8 protein-coding genes are annotated in these 20,172 nt (G+C 37.3%); 5 read left to right on the top strand and 3 right to left on the bottom strand.

Annotated features, from left to right (window positions below; all coding sequences use genetic code 11):
* Positions 1-394 precede the first annotated feature (394 nt).
* A complete protein-coding gene (locus BC008_RS15090) occupies positions 395-6,025 on the bottom strand; it encodes a chemotaxis protein CheB (RefSeq protein WP_058183163.1) in 5,631 nt (1,876 codons plus the stop codon).
* A 228-nt stretch (positions 6,026-6,253) separates the two neighbouring features.
* Here BC008_RS15090 and BC008_RS15085 point away from each other — a divergent pair, with 228 nt between their 5' ends.
* The gene (locus BC008_RS15085; RefSeq protein ID WP_027843002.1) at positions 6,254-7,681 is read left to right on the top strand and encodes an FAD-dependent oxidoreductase; all 1,428 of its coding nucleotides are present in this window, start codon (positions 6,254-6,256) and stop codon (positions 7,679-7,681) included.
* Between the two features lie 154 nt (positions 7,682-7,835).
* Entirely contained in the window at positions 7,836-10,589 is a 2,754-nt protein-coding gene (locus tag BC008_RS15080) for a pentapeptide repeat-containing protein (protein ID WP_036265271.1), read from the top strand.
* A gap of 257 nt (positions 10,590-10,846) precedes the next feature.
* Here the strand turns inward: BC008_RS15080 and BC008_RS15075 are convergent, their stop codons facing one another.
* A complete protein-coding gene (locus tag BC008_RS15075) occupies positions 10,847-12,322 on the bottom strand; it encodes a S8 family peptidase (protein ID WP_063800737.1) in 1,476 nt (491 codons plus the stop codon).
* A gap of 311 nt (positions 12,323-12,633) precedes the next feature.
* A complete protein-coding gene (locus BC008_RS15070; protein WP_027846471.1) occupies positions 12,634-14,727 on the bottom strand; it encodes a S8 family serine peptidase in 2,094 nt (697 codons plus the stop codon).
* A gap of 367 nt (positions 14,728-15,094) precedes the next feature.
* Between BC008_RS15070 and BC008_RS15065 the strand changes: the two genes are divergently transcribed.
* From BC008_RS15065 to BC008_RS15055, 3 genes are all read left to right on the top strand, one after another.
* Entirely contained in the window at positions 15,095-15,865 is a 771-nt protein-coding gene (locus BC008_RS15065) for a TIGR00297 family protein (protein ID WP_235595787.1), read from the top strand.
* A gap of 605 nt (positions 15,866-16,470) precedes the next feature.
* Complete coding sequence (locus BC008_RS15060) at positions 16,471-17,232, top strand: peptidylprolyl isomerase (protein WP_027845077.1); 762 nt, start codon at positions 16,471-16,473, stop codon at positions 17,230-17,232.
* A complete protein-coding gene (locus tag BC008_RS15055; protein WP_027845078.1) occupies positions 17,181-20,072 on the top strand; it encodes a peptidase domain-containing ABC transporter in 2,892 nt (963 codons plus the stop codon). The genes BC008_RS15060 and BC008_RS15055 overlap by 52 nt, the downstream gene beginning before the upstream one ends.
* Positions 20,073-20,172: the final 100 nt, after the last annotated feature.

Genomic DNA, 20,172 nt, shown 5'->3' with positions numbered 1-20,172 from the left:
TATTACTAATATTTTTTAATTTTATTTCATCATTATTACGCTTAGGGAAACATAAAATCCTTGTTAGTTCGGGCTTGAAGTGAAAAGCGATTATTGCTTCTATAATATTAGAAAATAAAGCTTAAAAGCTAATAATAGTCTAAGGTTTACAAAGTTGTTTCCGATTTTTATGTTTCCAGAGTTACGCAAGAATACGAAGCCCTAAAACTCATATTTCATCACTTCATAATGTAATATTAATTACTATGTGTTTTGCGACTGAAAGGCGAAAATCAGAAAAAATAAGTGTTTATACATAAAAAAAGCCTAGTTAAGTAATACTTAGACATTACTTAAAATATTACAAAAAATCTTTAAAGGCTAGGGCGGTAATACTGCTGATAGTCATCGACATTTAATTTATCAATTTCTGAAATAAAATTTCTAATTGCTCCTGCTGACAATTAAGAACAAGCTGTCGAACCTTTTGCACAAAAGGGATATATTGAGAATTTGTTTCTTCGAAAAAATTTATCTGCTCTTTAATTGCTTCTATATCTCCGAACTTGGCTAGTTCTAATAATTGGATTAATTCCTGCTGAGGAGGTACAACCAGAACATATAAGTCTTCTTCTGTAACGGTTTCGACTGATTGCCAATCTAACTGTAAATTACTTTCTAATAGTTCTAGCAGTTGTTCTAAGTCTACAGGTTTAGATAAGAAGCCGTGACAATTCATTTCCGATTGTTTGAGAATTGACTGGCTATTAGCCGAAATCATAATAGTTACTGTATTTTGTAACTCATGGTGTTGTTTGATTCTAGTAATCATTTCTTTACCATCCATGACTGGCATAACTAAATCCACCAAGATAGCATCGGGTTTAAAAGTTTCAGCTATAGCTAAACCTGTTTCACCATTATTAGCTTCTGCAATGATAAAGCCTAAGGGTTCTAGATATCTAACCAATAAAGCTCGGTTGTCATTGCGATCATCCACAACGAGGATTTTTTGGGGTTCCCTCAAACAACGGATATTTTGATAATTAGGCCCAGATGATGTGGGTAAAATATTGGCATCTGCTTCCAAGATTTCTAAATCGAACCAAAACTTAGTTCCTTGACCTACTTTGCTTTTCAGTTGGATTTGACTACCCATAAGTTGAATAATGTTTTGGCTAATATTTAATCCTAAGCCGGTTCCTTCAGGATTTTCAGTTATATTTCTTAATTGTCTAAATGGAAGGAAAATTTCAGTGAATTTAGTGCTGGGGATGCCGATTCCCGTATCTTCGATCTGAAAACGGATTTTTTGGATTTTTCCAGGCTTAAGGCGTTTCTTTTGTTGCTTTGTTTTTATATTAGAAACTTTGAAGGTTATGGTGCCATTTGAGGTAAATTTAACGGCATTACCCAGTAAGTTTAATAAAACCTGTCGCAATCGGGTTTCATCAGCACTCACTATTTTAGGTAGAGAAGGTGAAATTGAAGTAGAAAATTTTAAATATTTTTGCTGAGCGCGGAGACGAAAGATAGTCGCAATTTCGTTTAAGAATTGAATAAAATTAAATTCTTGTGGTTCTAATTGCAGTTTGTTAGCTGTTATTTTCGATAAGTCAAGGATGTCATTAATTAGAGTCAGCAGATGTTGACCAGATTGATTAATGATTCTTATGGAATCAAGTTGCTGTGTCGTTAAATCAGAGTCTTTTTGCAAAATGCTACTAAAACCAAGGATGCTATTTAGGGGTGTGCGTAATTCATGGCTCATATGAGCAATAAAAGCATCTTTAGCTTGGTTAGCTTTTTGGAGTTTGGTTTTACTTTCTTTAAGATCAATTTCCGCTTGTTTGCGATCGCTAATATTTCCAACTATGGCAACAAAATATTCCGCTTTTCCCGACTTATGTTTGATTAGAGTGACTGTTAAATGAGCCCATACGATCAAGCCATTACTGTCAATGTAGCGTTTCTCACAGGAATAACTTTCGAACTCCCCAGCTAGCATTTGTCTGACATATTCTAAATCAAGAACTGAGTCTTCGGGGTCGGTAACGTCTGCGAAGCCTTTCTGTAATAATTCTGCTTCAGAATAGCCGAGCATCTGGCAAAAGCCTTGGTTAACCTTAAGAAAACGAAATTCTGGGTTAAGATGGGCAATACCTATTGCTGCTTGTTCAAAAGTACTACGGAAGAGTTTTTCGTTTTTTCTGAGGGCTGCTTCAGTTTGTACAGAGGCAATAGAATTACCAATATCCTTTGCCATCAACTCGATAATTTTTCTTTCCTCTTCAGTAAATTCTGATTTTCTAAATTTAGTATCGCAAAAGATTAATCTTCCGTAGAGATTGCCATTGACAAAAATTGGCGTAATGATAAAGGATTCTAATTTTAAGTCGAGACAAGTGGGAGGATTTTTGATTGATTTGCTTTCCCCAAGCTGATTGTAGGTAATGGTAGAAAGATTTTCTTCTACTACCGACCCACAGTAAGTACAAAGACAAGGAGATTTGTAACCCACTTCTAAATCTAAAGGCGATTCAACAGCGACAATATTATATATAGAATCATTGACCTCGCTGACAATCCCCGTAGGTAGATTGAACATCTGGCATCCAGCTTGGAGATAATTGCTAAATAAATCATCTAACTGTTGATAATTGGAAACCGCTAGACGATGAATTTGTTGAAGGCAATTGCTAAAATTGGCTAAGCTTTGCGTACGCTGGGCAACTCGCTGTTCTAGCTCAGCATTGGCTTGCAGGATTTGCTCTTGAGCTTGTTTAATTTCGGTGATGTCCCGACAACTAGAAATTAAATCCCCTGCGGGAGTAAAAGTGAGAGTTAATTCTTCATTAAAAGTATGACCGTCGCGGTGTTTGGCTAAAGCTTCTCCCTGCCATTTTCCCCGCTGTTGTAAAATAGGAAATATTTCTCGTTCGAATCGACCTAATTCTTCAGGTTCGTAGAGAATATGCCAAGATTGACCGATTAATTCTTCGGGTTGAGTGTAGCCAAAAATCTCTAGGTGAGCTTGATTAAGATAAATAAACCTATCATCACTGAGAATTGCAATGCCATCACTAGCGGTTTCTATCGCTGCCAATTGACGGCTCTGCAATTCTTGAGCAAGTTTTTGTTCGGTGAGGTCGCGGGCGCTGGCATATAACAGTCCCTGATAGGAAGTTGCCATCCATTGAAAATAACGATAAGAACCATCTTTGCAGCGGTAACGATTCTTAAAACCTATGGTATCACGATCTTTTTCCAGTCTTTTTAGCTCTTCGATGCTAGATTGTACGTCGTCAGGGTGAATAAAATTCAGGAATGGTTGATTGAGCAATTCCTCTTGGGTATACCCTAAAATCCTTTCAAAACTGGGGTTAATTCGTCTAAAACAATTATTCTGTGGAGTAGCTACACATAAAAGTTCTAGAGATAGATTAAAAAAGTTGTTTATTTCCTGTTTTTTACTTTGTAACTCTGTTAAAGTATTTTCTAGTTGCAGCTGAACTACTTTAATTTCATCTATTTTGACAAAACTAATTACAATTCCCTGTCTTTGTTGGTTTTCCGTGTGATAAGGGTGGATTCGCACCAAGAGATAGGAGTCACATTCTAGATGCTTAACCTCTAATTCAATAGATTTTTGATTTGAATTGACTTCCTCCAACAATGCTTGTAAATTAGGGCATTCTATTTTGAGGGTAAGTTCTTTTAACGGGCGTTCTAGATCTGTGTGGCGTACGGAGACTGCTGCTGTTGCAGCAGGGGTAAACTTACGAATTTTTAACTCTGAGTCTAAAAAGATAACTCCAATTTCTGTACTCTTAAGTAAATTATCAATGTCGTCATTGAGTTGAGTAAGTTCTAAGATTTTTGACTGATACTCAATGTTAACTGTGTGCAGTTCTTCATTAACTGAATGTAATTCTTCATTAGTGCTTTGTAGTTCTTCATTGGAGGCGGTTAATTCTTCATTTGATGCCTGTTGTTCTTCGTTAGTAGTTTCTAATTCTTCGATTAATGCTTGAAGATTTTCCCGGGTATGTTGCAACTCATGCTCTAATTCTAAAATTCGCCGTTGAGCTTCATTGTTAGCTTCAAATATTTGTACTGGTGTTTTTTCTAGAGACGGTACAATTTCTTTGCGATTAATTTGTACCAGATAAAAGTTCCCACTTTCCCAATTATTTTCTGGGGGAATAACCTTGAGGTTTATATAATACGTATTCCTTCCCTGTTCTAGTTTAATTTCAGAATAAATAATCGATTTCTTTTCTTTTTTAGCTCGATGAAGGGCAGTATTTAGAGGTAGCTGTAAGGGCAATACTACCATTTTGGTAACATCAGTAACAATTTCCCCATATGGAGGTTTAAATAGTTTACTTGAGTTGCCATAAACATAAAGTAATTGATAATCTGAACTCACCAGCATGATAACCGAGTGAGAGTCGTTTAACATGCGTTGGAGACTATGCTCATGAATTGATTTTGTATTATTTGGAAATTTAGGTTTTAAAGTCTGAGAATAAGAGTTGACGGTAAATTTAGAGATGGTTCTTGGAGGAATGGCGAACTTAATATCTCTTCTTTTTTGGTAAATTTTCCATTTTTTGTTTAAAGCTGTAAATTCAGAAGTAAATATTCCTAAAGATTCAGCTTCTCCTAGAAAGAGCACTCCCTTGACCAATAAAGAGAAATGAAGATTACGCAGTATCTGTTGTTGCAAATCCGACTGCATATAAATTAGGACATTACGGCAGCTGATTAAGTGCATACGGGTAAAACCCGCATCTTTAGTCAGATCTTGGGGGGAGAAAATTAACATTTCTCTTAATGTGCGTATCACCTGAAAAGATTCATCTTTGGGGATGAAATATTTTTGTAATCGTTCGGGAGTGATATGATTAACAATAGATTGGGGGTAAATTCCCGTAGAAGCTTTTTTTAACGCAGTGTGATCTATATCGGTAGCAAAAATCTTTACTCTCTGGGATTTATTTAAATCCTCTAAGGCTTCATGGATCAAAATCGCTAGGGAATAAGCTTCTTCCCCCGTAGAGCAAGCCGCTACCCAAAACCTCAATTCTTCCTGGGGTTTGGCCTGCTCGATTAAAACGGGCAAAATATTATTTTCTAAATGATTCCAGGCTGCTTGATCGCGGAAAAAATGAGTGACGTTAATTAGTAAATCCGAGCAAAGAACTTTCCTTTCTTCCTCAGAGTGATGGAGAAATTTAAGATAACTGGCGATATCTGGAAAGTTATTAATCAAACGGCGACGGTGAATCCGTCGTGATATGGTACTAGTTTTGTAGTGAGAAAAATCGATTTTTTCCGTTTCAAGCAAAAGATTAGCCATTTGCTGAAGGTGAGAAGAAGTCAGAAAGCTTGTGTCATTAGACTCAATTTCTAGACAATCTGCAGGTGAGAGAATGCATTGATAGATTAGTTGCGCTAGTTCTTGGGGGGGGAGAATTTGGTTTACGACTCCAGTAGCGATCGCACTGCGGGGCATACCATCAAACTCTGCCGTTTCTGGATCTTGTACTAAAGATACTCCCCCTGCTTCATTAATAATCTTTAAGCCATGGGTTCCGTCACTACCTGAGCCTGACAAAATTACCCCAATGGATCGTTCTTTGTAGTTATTAGCTAAAGAGGTAAAGAACAGATCGATGGGAAAGTTGAGTTCGTATCTATCATTTTCGTTTTTTTTACGTTCTTCTAACCTTAATAAGTTGGTTTCTAAAACTAAATTCTTACCTGGAGGAATTAGATACACCGAATTGGGCTGCAACTGCATATCTTGTGTAACTCGATGAACTTCCATACCCGTGTGTCGCTGGAGTAATTCTTTCATCAAGCTTTTAAAATCTGGCGAGAGATGCTGAATCACAACAAAAGCAGCACCGCTATCGGAGGGTAGGTGATCGAACAGTTCTTCTAAAACACTCAACCCACCTGCTGATGTACCAATACCAACTACGAATAAGTCATCATTTACTGTTTCCTTGAGATACAGTTTTTTACGAGTAGGCATAGTTTCAGTAGGATATTCAAGTTAGGTGCTGATACTTGTCATATTTCAGTATAAAAAGAAGTGTAGCTCATATACTGTTATTAAGTGTATAAATTATTTTTGATTAACTCGCTCCTTGTTAAGGCAGCTACAACAAATGGAGTCCGTCAGATTTTGATTTCTGTAAAGCTAGAGCAATTCTCGCTAAGATCGGATTACAAGTTTTACAAATTGGATTAGTAAAATAAAATGCACGCGTCAATATCGCAGCAAAATACTAATGATCGCACTGCCATAGTTATCGGTAGCAGTATGGCTGGACTTTTAAGTGCAAGGGTTTTAGCAGATTATTTTGCTCGTGTAGTTGTAGTTGAGCGCGATACCTTACCCCAAGAGCCCCAAACCCGTACAGGTGTTCCTCAAGCAAATCATGTTCATGTACTGCTTACCCAAGGAAAAAGAATTTTAGAAAAATTATTTCCTGGGATAGATTCAGAGATAAAGGAAGCTGGAGCACCAAAAATCGATTGGGCTAAGGAATACGCACTTTTTGGTTTTTGGGGCTGGCATCCGCATATTGAATCGGATTTGATCACCCACACTTGTAGTCGTGCATTTTTAGAATGGTTGGTACATCGTCGTCTTTTGAGTTTTGATAATGTTAAGTTTTTAGAAAAAACTCAAGTTCAGGAATTGCTAAGTGATGAGTCTAATTCTCAAGTCAAGGGAGTCAAGGTATATCACTTAGATCGGCATCAAGAAGAAGAATTAACTGCAGATTTAGTTGTGGATGCTTCTGGTCGTAATTCCCAAGCACGTAATTGGTTAAAATCAATGGGTTATCAGACACCAGAAAAAACAGAGATCAATTCTTTTTTGGGTTATAGCACTCGTTGGTATGAACGTCCTCAAAATTTAGAAGTAAATTGGCAAGCTTTAGGAGTTCTCTCTAAACCTCCCCATAATAAACGAGGAGGAGTTTTGGTTCCTGCAGAAGGTAATCGTTGGATTATAACTTTGGGAGGTATCGGTAAAGATTATCCACCTACTGATGACAAAGGTTTTTTAGAATATGCCCGTACTCTACGTAACTCAGCGATTTATGACCTAATCAAAGATGCTAAACCTATTTCCAAGGTGTATGGTTATCGTCGTACAGAAAATTGCTGGCATCGTTATGAAAAATTAGCGCGTTTGCCAGATGGTTTAGTCATTATTGGGGATGCAGTTTGTGCTTTCAATCCGATATATGGTCAAGGAATGACAACTGCTGCTTTAGGAGCTTTAACTCTACAAAAATGCTTACAAAAGCAGTTCAGTGGTTCCAATTATACAATTGTGGGATTAGCTAAAAAGTTTCAAAAACAGTTAGCTCAGGTGTTAAAAACTCCGTGGTTAATGGCGACAAGTGATGATTGTCGTTGGGAAAGTACTGAAGGTGGAAAACCCGATACAATGACTCGATTTATGCATAAATATATGGATGAAGTGATGTTATTATCAACCCGCCAGCCAAAATTACATCGGACATTTTTTGAAGTCATACATATGATTAAACCGCCTGCAGCATTGTTTGCGCCTGGTATTGTTTTGGGAGTTTTAGGACAGGTAATTAGGGCGAAAATCAATGGTAATTCACGGAAGGTTTTAGCTACTTCTACAGAAGTTCTTTCTTAATGAATTTATAAGGAAATAGTAAATAGGGATACTTAGACATTTTTTTCTTGTTTTTTGTCTGAGTCCCTATATTTTTTATAAATATTTTTCCGAAATGTAAAATGAACAAATTGATTCTATTTAGATAAGTATTTTTGCGAAATATACAAAATACATGACCCATGAACCAGGAATTTCCATCAAAAAGCCCGACAAATTCTGGAATAAGTCTTTGAAAATAGAAGATCCCCGCAATTTGTTTTCGTCAGTAGGAAAGGCTGCGTTAAATGGTCTTTTGGGTAATTTAGATAGTGCTGCTGAAAATCTAGTGGAAGCTTCAGCAGAATTAGGAATAGCAAAAACACCGGGAGAAATTGCTTGGTTACTGATTTATAATTCTTTGACGACTGCAATGGTTGCTTTAGTGAAGAGCAATCAAGATTTGCAGATAAAAATAGATAATAATGAATTGGAAGTTAATGAACTCAAGATAATTTGTGATTATCACTTAGATCGCTTTTTGAAAGATAACGAATTACGTATTAACCAAAACTTTTTTACAAATCCCAAAGATTTACCCATTATTGAAATAATCAAAGTTCCTTTGAGGCAATGGTTAGAAGAGTTTGGGGAAGATAAAGCCGCAGCACAAAGTATTAGTGATCGCCTACCGACTTATTTTGTCTATGCTTTACGTGAGGAATGGAACAAAGATTCTCAAAAATACGCCTGTTTAACAGAACAGCCTGATACTCCTTTTATTAAAGCTAGCGAACAGGAAAATGCATGGCGGCGCTACTCAGCTTGGCTGCAAAGACAGGTTGAAGAACCGATGTTTTTCGAAGCATTTGGTCTCAAACAAATCTATGTTCCTTTGTATGCCTACTACAATTGTGAAGTTGAAGAAAATCAGCAGGATGATAAGTTTGAGGATAGACTACATGAAAACAAGCAATATCAGCGGGTTGTTGTTGATTTAGAAAGTCAACTCGAAACCTGGTTAAATCAAGCAGACCCTCATGACGCGATTCGAGTTATAAGTGGTGGACCAGGAAGCGGTAAATCTTCGTTTACAAAAATATTTGCTGCCAAGCAAGCAGAAAAAGAAAAGGTTCGAGTTTTATTTATTCCTTTACATCAATTCAATCCTACAGATGATTTGGTGGATGCAATTGGTAAATTTATTCAATCGGACATTGATAATATTTTACCTTCTAATCCTCTATCAAAAGAAAATGCTGAACCACGCTTACTGATTATTTTCGATGGTTTAGATGAACTAGCTATGCAGGGTAAAGCAGTTCAAGAAGTTGCTCAGCAATTTGTTAGGGAGATAGAAAAAAAAGTAGATAGATTTAATTCTAATAAAACTCGACTGCAAGCTTTAATTACTGGACGAGAACTGATAGTGCAGGCGAATAGTAATGAGTTCCGCAAACCAGAGCAAATTTTACACGTTCTACCTTATTTTGTCAGTAAAGATGATAAAGGAAAACATAATTACAAAGATGAACGCAAATTATTAAATGAAGATAAGCGCCAGCAATGGTGGAAGAAGTACAGTTTACTTAAGGGTCAAAAATATAGTAGCTTACCAAAAGAATTAGAAAAAAATAATTTAATTGAAATTACTTCCCAGCCTTTACTAAATTATTTGGTTGCTCTGAGTTTTATTAGGAAGAAAGTAGATTTTTCTCAAGAGAGTAATCTGAATATAATTTATGCAGATTTACTCAAATCTGTTTATGAAAGAGTTTGGGAAAATAAACGACAACATCCTGCAGTTAAGGGACTTAAGGAACAAGATTTTATCCGTGTTCTAGAAGAAATTGCTTTATCTTCTTGGCATGGTGATGGACGTACAACAACAGTCAGAGATATTGAAAATCATTGCAACCGCAGTGGTTTAAAAAAATGGCTGATGGAATTTCAAAAAAAAGCTGAGGAAGGCGTAACTAGGTTGTTACTTGCTTTTTATTTTCGTCAAAGTGGCTCGAATAATCAAGGAGACAAAACTTTTGAATTTACTCACAAGAGTTTTGGTGAGTATTTAACAGCAACACGCATTGTGCGGGAAATAAAACTAATTCACAAAAAGCTGAAAGCACAACAAAACGATCCTGATGAGGGTTGGGATGAAAAAGAAGCTCTAACCCGCTGGGCAAATTTGTGTGGTGCTTCACCGATGGATGAGTATTTGTTTAACTTTGTATTAGATGAAATACGCTTACAGAGTATACAAAATCCCTCGGATATTGCTAATTGGCAGCAAACACTATGCGAATTAATTAGTTTTATGCTGCGTCATGGAATGCCAATGGAACGTTTGAATCCTCGACCAGATTTTCATCAAGCAAATCAACAGGCGCGGAATGCAGAAGAAGCACTGTTGGTTGTATTAAATGCTTGTGCTAGGGTAACAGAAAATATTTCTCAAATTGAATGGGATTCCCCTGAAGCTTTTGGAAACTGGATTTCCCGACTACAAGGACAAAGAGTAGACGGTATTGTATTTTGCTTGAATCATCTGAGTTTTTTGAATTTGAAAGATTGCATTCTGTTATTTAGAGAGTTTTACTGGGCGAATCTTGAAGGGGTGATTCTTGAAGGGGCGAACCTTTATCGGGCGAATCTTTATGGGGCGAATCTTGAAGGGGTGATTCTTGAAGGGGCGAATCTTTTAGGGGCGACTCTTGAAGGGGTGATTCTTTATGGGGCGAATCTTTCAGGGGCGAATCTTTCAGGGGCGAATCTTTCAGGGGCGAATCTTTCAGGGGCGAATCTTTCAGGGGCGAATCTTTCAGGGGCGATTCTTTCAGGGGCGATTTTTTATCGGGCGACTCTTGAAGAGGTAAAAAATTATGAAAGTGCTAATTTTAAAGGAGCTAATCTCACAGAAACAGTACTTGAAGGTAAAGTAAAGACTTAAGTGATTTAAAATTCCTGTATGAGCTAAAAGTGAATTGTGTCGCTACTATGGTGCGAACTTATACTAATTCAATAAATCATTGCAACAGATTCTCCGGTAGAGACGTTGCATGCAACGTCTCTACAAAATCTATCTGTCTCATTATTTTTCCAAATTGGTATTATCTCAATGCTCCACATCCAGAGAAAGACCATGCAAAGCAACTAGAAGCAAGATGACTCTTTCAGTTCCTAGTTGATATGTACCTCATGGATTATTCATCTCGACAAACTTGGAATTGAAGGTAATTCCTCAGGATTGTCATCTTTTGTGATTTCTTCAATACCTTTCATTAAATTCAAATAACCGCGATATAAATTCAATAATTCAGAGGTAATTGCTGGATTAGAAAGTATGGGATTATTCAGCAAGTTATTGTTATTGGCAAGATTATTATTAGCAAAATCAATATCTAAAGTTGATAAAGTTGATACATTAAAATTGTCAATTACACTGCTAATTCCTGATTGACTAGAAATATTACTGGAAAAATCAATAATTTTATTCGCTTCAAGGTTAGCAAAATCAAAATTAAAATCGATACTGTCAAAGCTATCAAAAGTTGTCTCAACAAAGCTTAAATAATCAAGTTCTAAATCTAAACCTAAAATTTTGCGATCGCTATTTGTTGCTTGACTACTATTACTTGCCGACTGAGTAACAATTTGACGAATTTGATCGGGAGTCAGATTTGGGTTTGCACTGAGCATTAATGCAACCATTCCACTGACGTGAGGAGCCGCCATAGATGTACCACTGTAGGATTCATATCCATCATTTGGGACTGTAGAGTAGATATTTACGCCCGGAGCGGTCACATAAGCAATTTCATCATTACCAGCACGGTTGGAAAAATCAGCCAATTCATTATTTCGATCTACTGCTCCAACTGCAATTCCATAATCATCTGCATAGTTAGCCGGATACAAAGGAACTTCTCCGGAACTATTTCCAGCAGCCATGACAACAGTTACACCATTTTTATGGGCATATTCAATTGCTGATTCCACATCCCAACTGGGATATTCACCTCCAAGACTCAGATTAATAACATCAGCGCCGTTATCTACTGCGTAGTAAATTCCATCAACAATCGAACTGTAATAACCAGAACCACTATCATCAAGTACCTTCACGGGCATAATCTGGGCATCATAGGCTATACCAGTTACGCCATAATTATTATTAACACCAGCGATAGTACCTGCAACATGGGTACCATGTCCATCTTTGTCTAACGTGTCGTTGTTATCGTCATGGAAATTCCAACCGTAAATATCATCGATAAAACCATTACCGTCATCATCTTTGCCGTTACCAGCAATTTCCTTACTATTTGTCCAAATGTTATCTCGTAAATCCTTGTGGTTGTAGTCAACCCCACCATCAAGCACAGCAACAATTACACCTTCTCCGGTATATCCTTCATTCCAAGCACTTGGAGCATTTATCAAATCGGCTCCCCAATTATTACCACCTAAATCTGGAACTTCATTGATTTCTTTACCTGTAATTGTTTCTAAAGCTTCTTTTGTATCAATAGAACCATAACCTGTTGAAGAGTTATAACTACTGTTACTAACTAATCCTGAATAAGTGGGTTCTTGAAAGCTGAAAGTATTCTTTGAAGAGAAAGTATTGATATTTTGCCCTTTGCGATAATCGAGATTATTATTCAGGTAATCGATGGACATAAATTATTTTTAGAAAAAATTGTTATTTATTAGCAGCACGAAACTTTAAAAGCTTCACCGAAGTAAAGTTTTTAGTTATTGATATGCTTATGAAATTAAAAATAATGTAAATAAAAAAAATAAACAGATAATTGATTTACAGATTAGTTATGAACAAGAGAAAATTTGTCATCAAATAGTGACAGGATGTGCGATCGGCATCAACACACCCTGTATTAAATTTGAGCTAATCAGTAATCAGCTGCAAACTAATTTATATATCTGATAACTGTTAACTGTTAGCGGAGCGTGCGCGTTAGCGCATTAACTGATTAAGAAAATCCTCTAGAAATTGCCATTGCTCGTCTTACTGCTGCATCAGCATTTATTAATCCATGACCGTATTCCGTGTCATAACCAATAGCACCTAGATCGGTAGCAGTTTGAGAAATAATGGATTTAATTTGCTCTGCAGTTAAATTTTTATTGACACTCCAAAGTAATGAGGCAATACCAGATACCATTGCTGTTGATGCAGAAGTTCCATTAAATCGAGGGTCGTAGCCGTGAGTGTGGAAGCTACTAGATGGGTTAATTATGGCATTGGTACTAACAAATTCCGATGGAGCCATTAAGGTTAAACCATCTCCACGATTTGAACCCCACCATCCAATTCCAGAATAATCAATTCTTTGACCCGGTGTTTTTGGATTACCATACCAATCTGCTGTACCCCAAGAAGCACCGACAGCCATTACATTACTGTATTTTGCCGCTAAGTTAGCAGGGCTAGCAATACTATTACCACCGTCATTACCAGATGCAATTACAAAGAGAGCATTACTTTGATTGTTAGCAATTATCTGTTCGAGTTGTACTGAGTAACCGCCAACTAAACTTAAGTTGATGACTGCAAACTGTCCTAGGGAATTTGCTTCTTTAATTATTGTGTCAACAGCTCCAACCAGGTTATAGTCTCCAGAATCGCCACCTACAACATCAATGGTATAAATGGAAGAATTCCAATTAATTCCAGCAATACCTTGACCATTATTTGCTGCTGCTCCCATTGTTCCTTGAACGGGAGTCCCATGAGAAAAACCTTGCCATTCATCTAAATAATTATTACCAACAACAATAGTATCTCGTAGGTCGGGGTGAAGATTACCATTACTGTCAGTACCCAAGCCCGTATCGACAATCCCCATCAGCACATTATTATTACCTTGAGTAAAACGCCAAGCATTTTGAACGCCCGTCATGTGCAGGTTCCACTGCTGATTAAATAAAGGATCGTTAGGTATAACGGATAAATTAAGAGTGGTATCTGCAAATTGAACTACTTCGATATTTTCAAATAGGATCTGACGACCGTCACTAAATTTAATCGCATCAAATACACGTGCGCCATCGCCAGGATTGTAAACAACACCTCCATTTCCATTATTTGCAAGGTTGATTCCAACCGTGTTGGAAACATAATTGGACAAGTTGAGTGTGTCAAACAAACCCGAGGAGTAATTATAATTGCCATTACCGGAGAAAATATTCAAGTTGTAGCCCGACTGATAAGTAAAAGTATCAGCTCCAAAAGTTCCTTGGATATGATTTGTATTGCTATTTGCTGATTGAGGAATCGGAGATGCTACAACATTACTATCCCCACCTGCTGTTGGTAATGGTAAAGGACTACTACTTGTTGGTACAGGTGAATTTGTCTTGGGAACTGACGAAAAAGTTAGATTATAATCTGCTTCATTAAGGCTGTATGAATAAATATATACGTTATGTTCGTTATGTTTTCCGGGTTCTAAAGTTTCAATAATTGATTCATCAGAACCTGGACTCGTCGAACTAGAAACGATCTGACCATTAATGTCGAGTAAATGTACATCAATATCACTATCGCTATTATTATTGAGACCACTTACCGTTATATCAATATCGCTTCTACCATCTAAAGTTAATTGGTAATAATTATTTAAATCTAAACCACCGATGCGGTCGCTAATCGCTGCTCCATTTTCTAATTTGTACGCTTCGGTAAGAGTATCTCCCCCTAGATCTAAAAGTTCTGCACCAACAGTTAATCTATATCGGATATCCACATCTTCTTCGTAAGGATAAACTCGAATATAGTAATCACCTTCTTCCAAAATTTCATTGATCAATTCCGACCTCGTACCGCCGCGATTGGAATAAGCTATTACTTCGTCTCCATCTATTTGCAAGTTAGAATTGCGATCTTGAATTAGAGTGACGTCAGCATCGGCACTCAAATCATCCAAGGACAAGTTAAAACTGCTACTAGCACCGATAGTAAATTTATAGAAGTCACTTCCTTCTAACGAACTGACTGTATCAGTAATAATGACATTGTCAGTACCAAGATTTATATCGAAGGGATTTGAAATTTCCACTGCCATAATTTTGAGCCTGTGGTGGTACTACATATTCTATGAAAGTCGATTGTCTCTTAATTTACAAACTAATAAAGCTATCTTGTTCTAATTTTTACGAATGAGTAATCAGTATTTTATTAAGTTTTTATATTGGTATAAAGTCATTTTTTTTACATTTCGTCTTTACAGTATTATGAAGAGTTGATAAAAAATATACTCGTGACAAAATATTGCTCTATATTTTTGCAGCAAAAAAATTATTAATTCCTACTCCTTACTCATTACTCATTACTTATTACTCATTACTTATTACTCAAATCGTCTTCTCCTGCTAGTCTGAAAAAAATACTAGTGCTGATAATTTTTAAAGATGTTCCTGGAAAATTATGTGATGAATTCCGGGCTATTGGGTATTGGGCTAAATACAGTTTTAGTTTTCATAGCCTGGATCGCTCCCAAAAAACTTTTAACTCCCGTTGGTTTAATACATGCTTGGTTTTTGGGTGCAATACTTTGGTTAACTTTAGGTTGGCAAGGATATTTACTGGTAATATTTTATTTCTTGGTTGGTTCTGCTGTTACCCGTATTGGTATGGCAGAAAAAGAAGCTTTGGGTATTGCTGAAGAACGTTCTGGTACGAGAGGTCCGGGAAATGTTTGGGGCTCGGCATTTACGGGTTCGGTTTGTGCTTTGGCTGTATTAGCAGTTCGTTTGTTTTACCCGACAACTGATGGAAATCTGAAGCTAACCATAGTTTCCCTGCTAATACTAGGATTTGTTGCTAGCTTTAGTACAAAACTTTCTGACACTTCTGCAACTGAAGTTGGTAAAGCTTATGGTAAAAGCACTTATTTAATTACCACTTTAAAACCTGTTCCCCGTGGTACGGAAGGAGCGGTGAGTTTGGAAGGAACCCTTGCTGGTATTTTTGCTTCTGCTGCGATCGCATTTTTTGGATGGGGAATTGGTCTGATTGATTTAATTGGAGTTTTGTGGTGTACTCTAGCTGCTTTTATTGCAACTAATATTGAAAGTGTCATCGGTGCAACTTTAGAATCCCGCTATGATTGGCTTACCCATGATGTTGTGAACATTGTAAATACCTCAATTGGAGCAATTGTTGCGATCGCACTAGCTTTGTTGTGGAAAAGTTTTTCCTGAAGTTGGGTAATGGGTAATTGGTAATGGGTAATTGGTAATTGGTAATGAATGGAAAAGTATAGCGGATTGGTACAACCAAAAAGCTAAAAATTAGATGTAAAGCAGGTTGCACTCCTGACTTCTGACTTCTGACTTCTGATTCCTGACTCCTGCTAGAAATATTGAAAATACCTTTATTTAATTCCCAATTCCTAGTAGTCCACCACATAAGTTATGAGGGGTTAGTAATAAGAATAAAAAGTTCTTGTCTCCCCCCTCTCCCCTTACCTGCCTTCACCCGTCAAAATTAATGTGGTCGAGTACTAGTTCCCAATCCATAAATTAACGCTACAATTACGGGATGTTTCGCTTAGTCAATTATTGAGATCGAACGTTTAAATTGCTTTGCGCAAAAACATAAATCATATCGGGGAATCATGACACTTAAGATCTTCGGCAAATAATTTTAAGTGTTTATACGTAATTATTTCGTATATTAGTTGCTGTTTAGCACTTCTAGATTTAGGATATCTATGGTGAATTGGTGAAAGGATATTCTTCTAGAATGTGAATTATCTGATATCAAGGCTTGCACTATTTATTAGTCGTTTGTACGTATTCATTTTATGGAACCTTTACAGTTTTTGACCGTAGACGAAAAACCAATCGGTATAGGGGAAGTAATAAAATATTTACGAGCTTCAGGAAAGTTAGGACATTTTATAGGAGATGTTCTCCGTCAAAAAGTTATAGAACAAGAAATTAAAGCCAAAGAAGATGAAATAGAACTTAATTCTGTAATTGTCGAACAGGCTGCGATCGACTTTAGGCTCAAAAATCAACTTACTGAACCCCAAAAGTTTCAGGAATGGCTAGTGAAAAATAATACTGATTACACTACTTTTCATGAATCTATATCTTTTGGTTTTAAGTTAGACAAGCTCAAAGTTTTAGTTACAGAGGGAAAAATTTCCGAATATTTCATCGAACGTAAAATTTTTCTGGATCGAGTAGTTCTCTCAAGGATAATTGTTGATACTCGAGAATTGGCTGAAGAGTTACAAACTCAAATTCAAGAAGGTGTTAGCTTTGAGCAATTAGCTAGGGAATATTCCCTCACAGATGACCGCATTCTTAACGGGATGATGGGAGCAGTAAGTAGGGGAACAATGCCGGATGTACTCCGTGCTGCAGTGGATATAGCTAATGCTGGGGATTTATTAGGACCGATCCAACTAGAGGAACGTTATGGTTTATTTCGGGTCGAACAGTTTCTCCCGGCGACTTTGGAAGATATTCAGTTAAAAAAAGCTCTACAGAATGAATTATTTGAGAAATGGCTAGCGGAGAAAATTCAAAAACTGACGGTCAAGCTGGAAGTGAAGTAACAGCAGTTGATGATTCTTTTGCGGCTCAAGTGCTAGCTTCTTTGGCTTGGAATCAACCACCATTGTCTTGGTTAACAACCGAACAACAGTCCCGAGTGGAAGAACTTGGGAAAGTGTTGCGCTATAAATTAGGAGAAAAAATTTGGTCGTCTTTCTCGACGTCAACAGAATATCAATTTTTAATTATTTCTGGTAAGGTTCGTTGGCGAGATGAAAAGACCAGTCAACCTATAGGAACAATAGATGCAGGGAATTGGTTTGGCGATTTAAAAAAGTCAGTTGTTGACTGTAAAGCAGTTGCAGCAAGTAAAGAAGTTATTATTGTTCGTTGGGAAACTACTGTTTGGGAGGAACTTGCTACGCCTCAAATAGTTGAATTCTGGCGTGAAGATGATTTGGAAACTCCTGAGAAAACTTCTGAGAAACTTTCTGAAAAAACTCTTGATAGAGGTTTAAGTGATAACGGTTTAATTTCCAAACAAACTAATACTGAAATTAGGGATGAAGAATTTACAGAGCAAGCAGCTACAAACAAACAAGCTCAAACTCAACTAGATCTATCTAAAGTACAAGAATTAGCAGTAAATAACAGTAACTATTCCGGCGATACAGAACCTCCTTCAAATCATTCTTCTCGTCAAGAATACAGTTACTCCAGTACTCGCCAAAGTTTACTTAACCTGACCCTTCCTCCTCAAGGTTTGAATTCTGCAGCTTATCCATTTGTTAGTAGCTCGAATACTGGTGCTGCTTGTTTGACAATGGTGGCGCAACAGTTAGAACACCCTGTAAAACTAGAATGGGTGCAACGTCAACTCAGAGGACAACGTCCAAAACATTTGATTGAAGCCTCAGAAAAATTAGGTTTTGTTTTGCGCCGCTTGCAAATTAATAGTTGGAAGGAATTACGACAACTTTCATATCCAGTTTTATTACGATGGGGTACATCTGGTCATAATGACGGTAATTGGGTGGTAGCTTACGCGATGGCTGGCGATCGCCTGATTATTGCTAATCCCCTCAATACAGAACAACGTTGTGAAAGTCTTACCCAAGAGATAGTTGAAGAGTATTGGGATGGTAAACTCTGGCAAGCAGAACTAGTTCAAAAACAAGAAAAGTTTAACTTAGGTTGGTTTACTCCAGCTGTTTGGCGCTACAAAGGTTTACTTTCAGAAGTTTTAATAGCTTCTTTTACTCTGCAGTTATTGGGTTTAACTACCCCATTAATTACCCAAGTCATTATTGATAAAGTCATGGTACAGGAGAGTTTACCAACTCTCGATGTCATGGCGATAGCTTTATTATTAGTTGCGGTTTTTGAAGCAGTTCTGGGAATTCTCCGTTTATTTATTTTTACCCATACAGCCCGTCGCTTAGATTTAAGTTTATCAGCGCAATTATTTCGCCACTTAATGCGTTTACCATTAGCTTATTTCGAATCGCGACGGGTGGGAGATACGGTAGCGCGGGTCCAAGAATTGGAACAAATTCGTCAGTTTCTTACCGGTACAGCATTAACAGTTGTACTCGACAGCATCTTTGCTGTGGTCTACCTGGCGTTAATGTTCTATTACAATCTTTCCCTAACTGTAGTTGCTTTAGCCGTACTACCTTTATTTGCCACATTAACCTTAATCGCCACACCGATTCTTCGTAATTGGCTAAACCAAACCTTTAACCGCAGCGCCGATAGTCAATCATTTTTAGTCGAGACAGTCACCGGGATTCACTCTGTTAAAGCCCATGCAGCCGAACCCATAGCTCGCGATCGCTGGGAAGGATTATTTGCTCGGTTTGTTCGTACTGGATTTAAAGCTTCTACTACTTCCAATATCAGTAGTAATATTGGTGATTTTTTAACTAATTTTTCTAGTTTATTGATTCTGTGGTTTGGAGCCAAATTAGTTATCGAACAAAAGCTAACAGTCGGTCAATTGGTAGCCTTTCAAATGCTATCTGGACGGGTAACTGGACCACTGTTACGTTTGGTGCAACTATGGCAAAATTTGCAACAAGTTCTCCTATCAGTAGATCGAATTGGGGATATTCTTAACGTTGCGCCAGAAGCAGAACCGGGAACGGGTTTAGTTCTACCAAGCATTAAAGGACAAGTTACCTTCGAGCAAGTATTCTTTCGCTATAAAAGTAATACCGAACCCGTATTAAGAGGAATCTCCTTCGATGCTCAACCAGGACAATTTGTCGGTATTGTCGGACGCAGCGGTTCTGGTAAAAGTACTCTCTCCAAACTTTTACAGCGCCTATACCAAATCGAATCAGGTCGGATTTTAGTAGATGGTTTTGATATTAAAAGTGCTGATATTGCATCTTTACGTCAGCAAATAGCCGTAGTTCTCCAAGAAGATTTTTTGTTTAATGGCACCATCTTAGAAAATATTACTTTGGGACATCCTGATATTAGCGCCGAAGAAGTTGTTGAAGCTGCTAGACTTGCAGTCGCCCATGATTTTATCAGTCAACTCCCCCACGGTTACGAAACCAATGTGGGCGAACGGGGTACAGCCTTATCAGGGGGACAACGTCAACGGATCGCCCTCGCAAGATTATTCCTTTCCCATGCTCCAATTTTAATTTTGGATGAAGCAACTAGCGCTTTAGATAGCGAAACCGAACAACAAGTTCTGCAAAACCTACAAAAAATCTCTGAAGGAAGAACAGTATTTCTAATTGCTCACCGTTTTGCACCTCTGAAGCGTGCTGATTTGATATTAGTGATGGAAAAAGGTGTAATTGCAGAGCGGGGTAACCACCCAGAGTTATTACGACAAAAAGGTTTGTATTGGTCGTTGTATCAAAGACAGCAAGCAAATGTTTAGGATCTTTTGTCACCAAAATTTTTCTCAACTGAAATATTAAATGATAATTCCTAATGTTTGAATAATATGCAGAACTTCCCAAAAATGATTTAGACAGGTT

This window comes from Mastigocoleus testarum BC008 (assembly GCF_001456025.1).
GTDB lineage: Bacteria > Cyanobacteriota > Cyanobacteriia > Cyanobacteriales > Nostocaceae > Mastigocoleus > Mastigocoleus testarum.
This window is presented reverse-complemented; position numbering and strand designations above follow the sequence as displayed.

Bases quoted from the DNA above. Each gene is read 5' to 3' on its own strand.
- BC008_RS15070 (WP_027846471.1), bottom strand. From the start codon at position 14,727: ATGGCAGTGGAAATTTCAAATCCCTTCGATATAAATCTTGGTACTGAC.
- BC008_RS15090 (WP_058183163.1), bottom strand. From the start codon at position 6,025: ATGCCTACTCGTAAAAAACTGTATCTCAAGGAAACAGTAAATGATGAC.
- BC008_RS15055 (WP_027845078.1), top strand. From the start codon at position 17,181: ATGGCTAGCGGAGAAAATTCAAAAACTGACGGTCAAGCTGGAAGTGAA.
- BC008_RS15065 (WP_235595787.1), top strand. From the start codon at position 15,095: ATGAATTCCGGGCTATTGGGTATTGGGCTAAATACAGTTTTAGTTTTC.
- BC008_RS15060 (WP_027845077.1), top strand. From the start codon at position 16,471: ATGGAACCTTTACAGTTTTTGACCGTAGACGAAAAACCAATCGGTATA.
- BC008_RS15085 (WP_027843002.1), top strand. From the start codon at position 6,254: ATGCACGCGTCAATATCGCAGCAAAATACTAATGATCGCACTGCCATA.
- BC008_RS15080 (WP_036265271.1), top strand. From the start codon at position 7,836: ATGACCCATGAACCAGGAATTTCCATCAAAAAGCCCGACAAATTCTGG.
- BC008_RS15075 (WP_063800737.1), bottom strand. From the start codon at position 12,322: ATGTCCATCGATTACCTGAATAATAATCTCGATTATCGCAAAGGGCAA.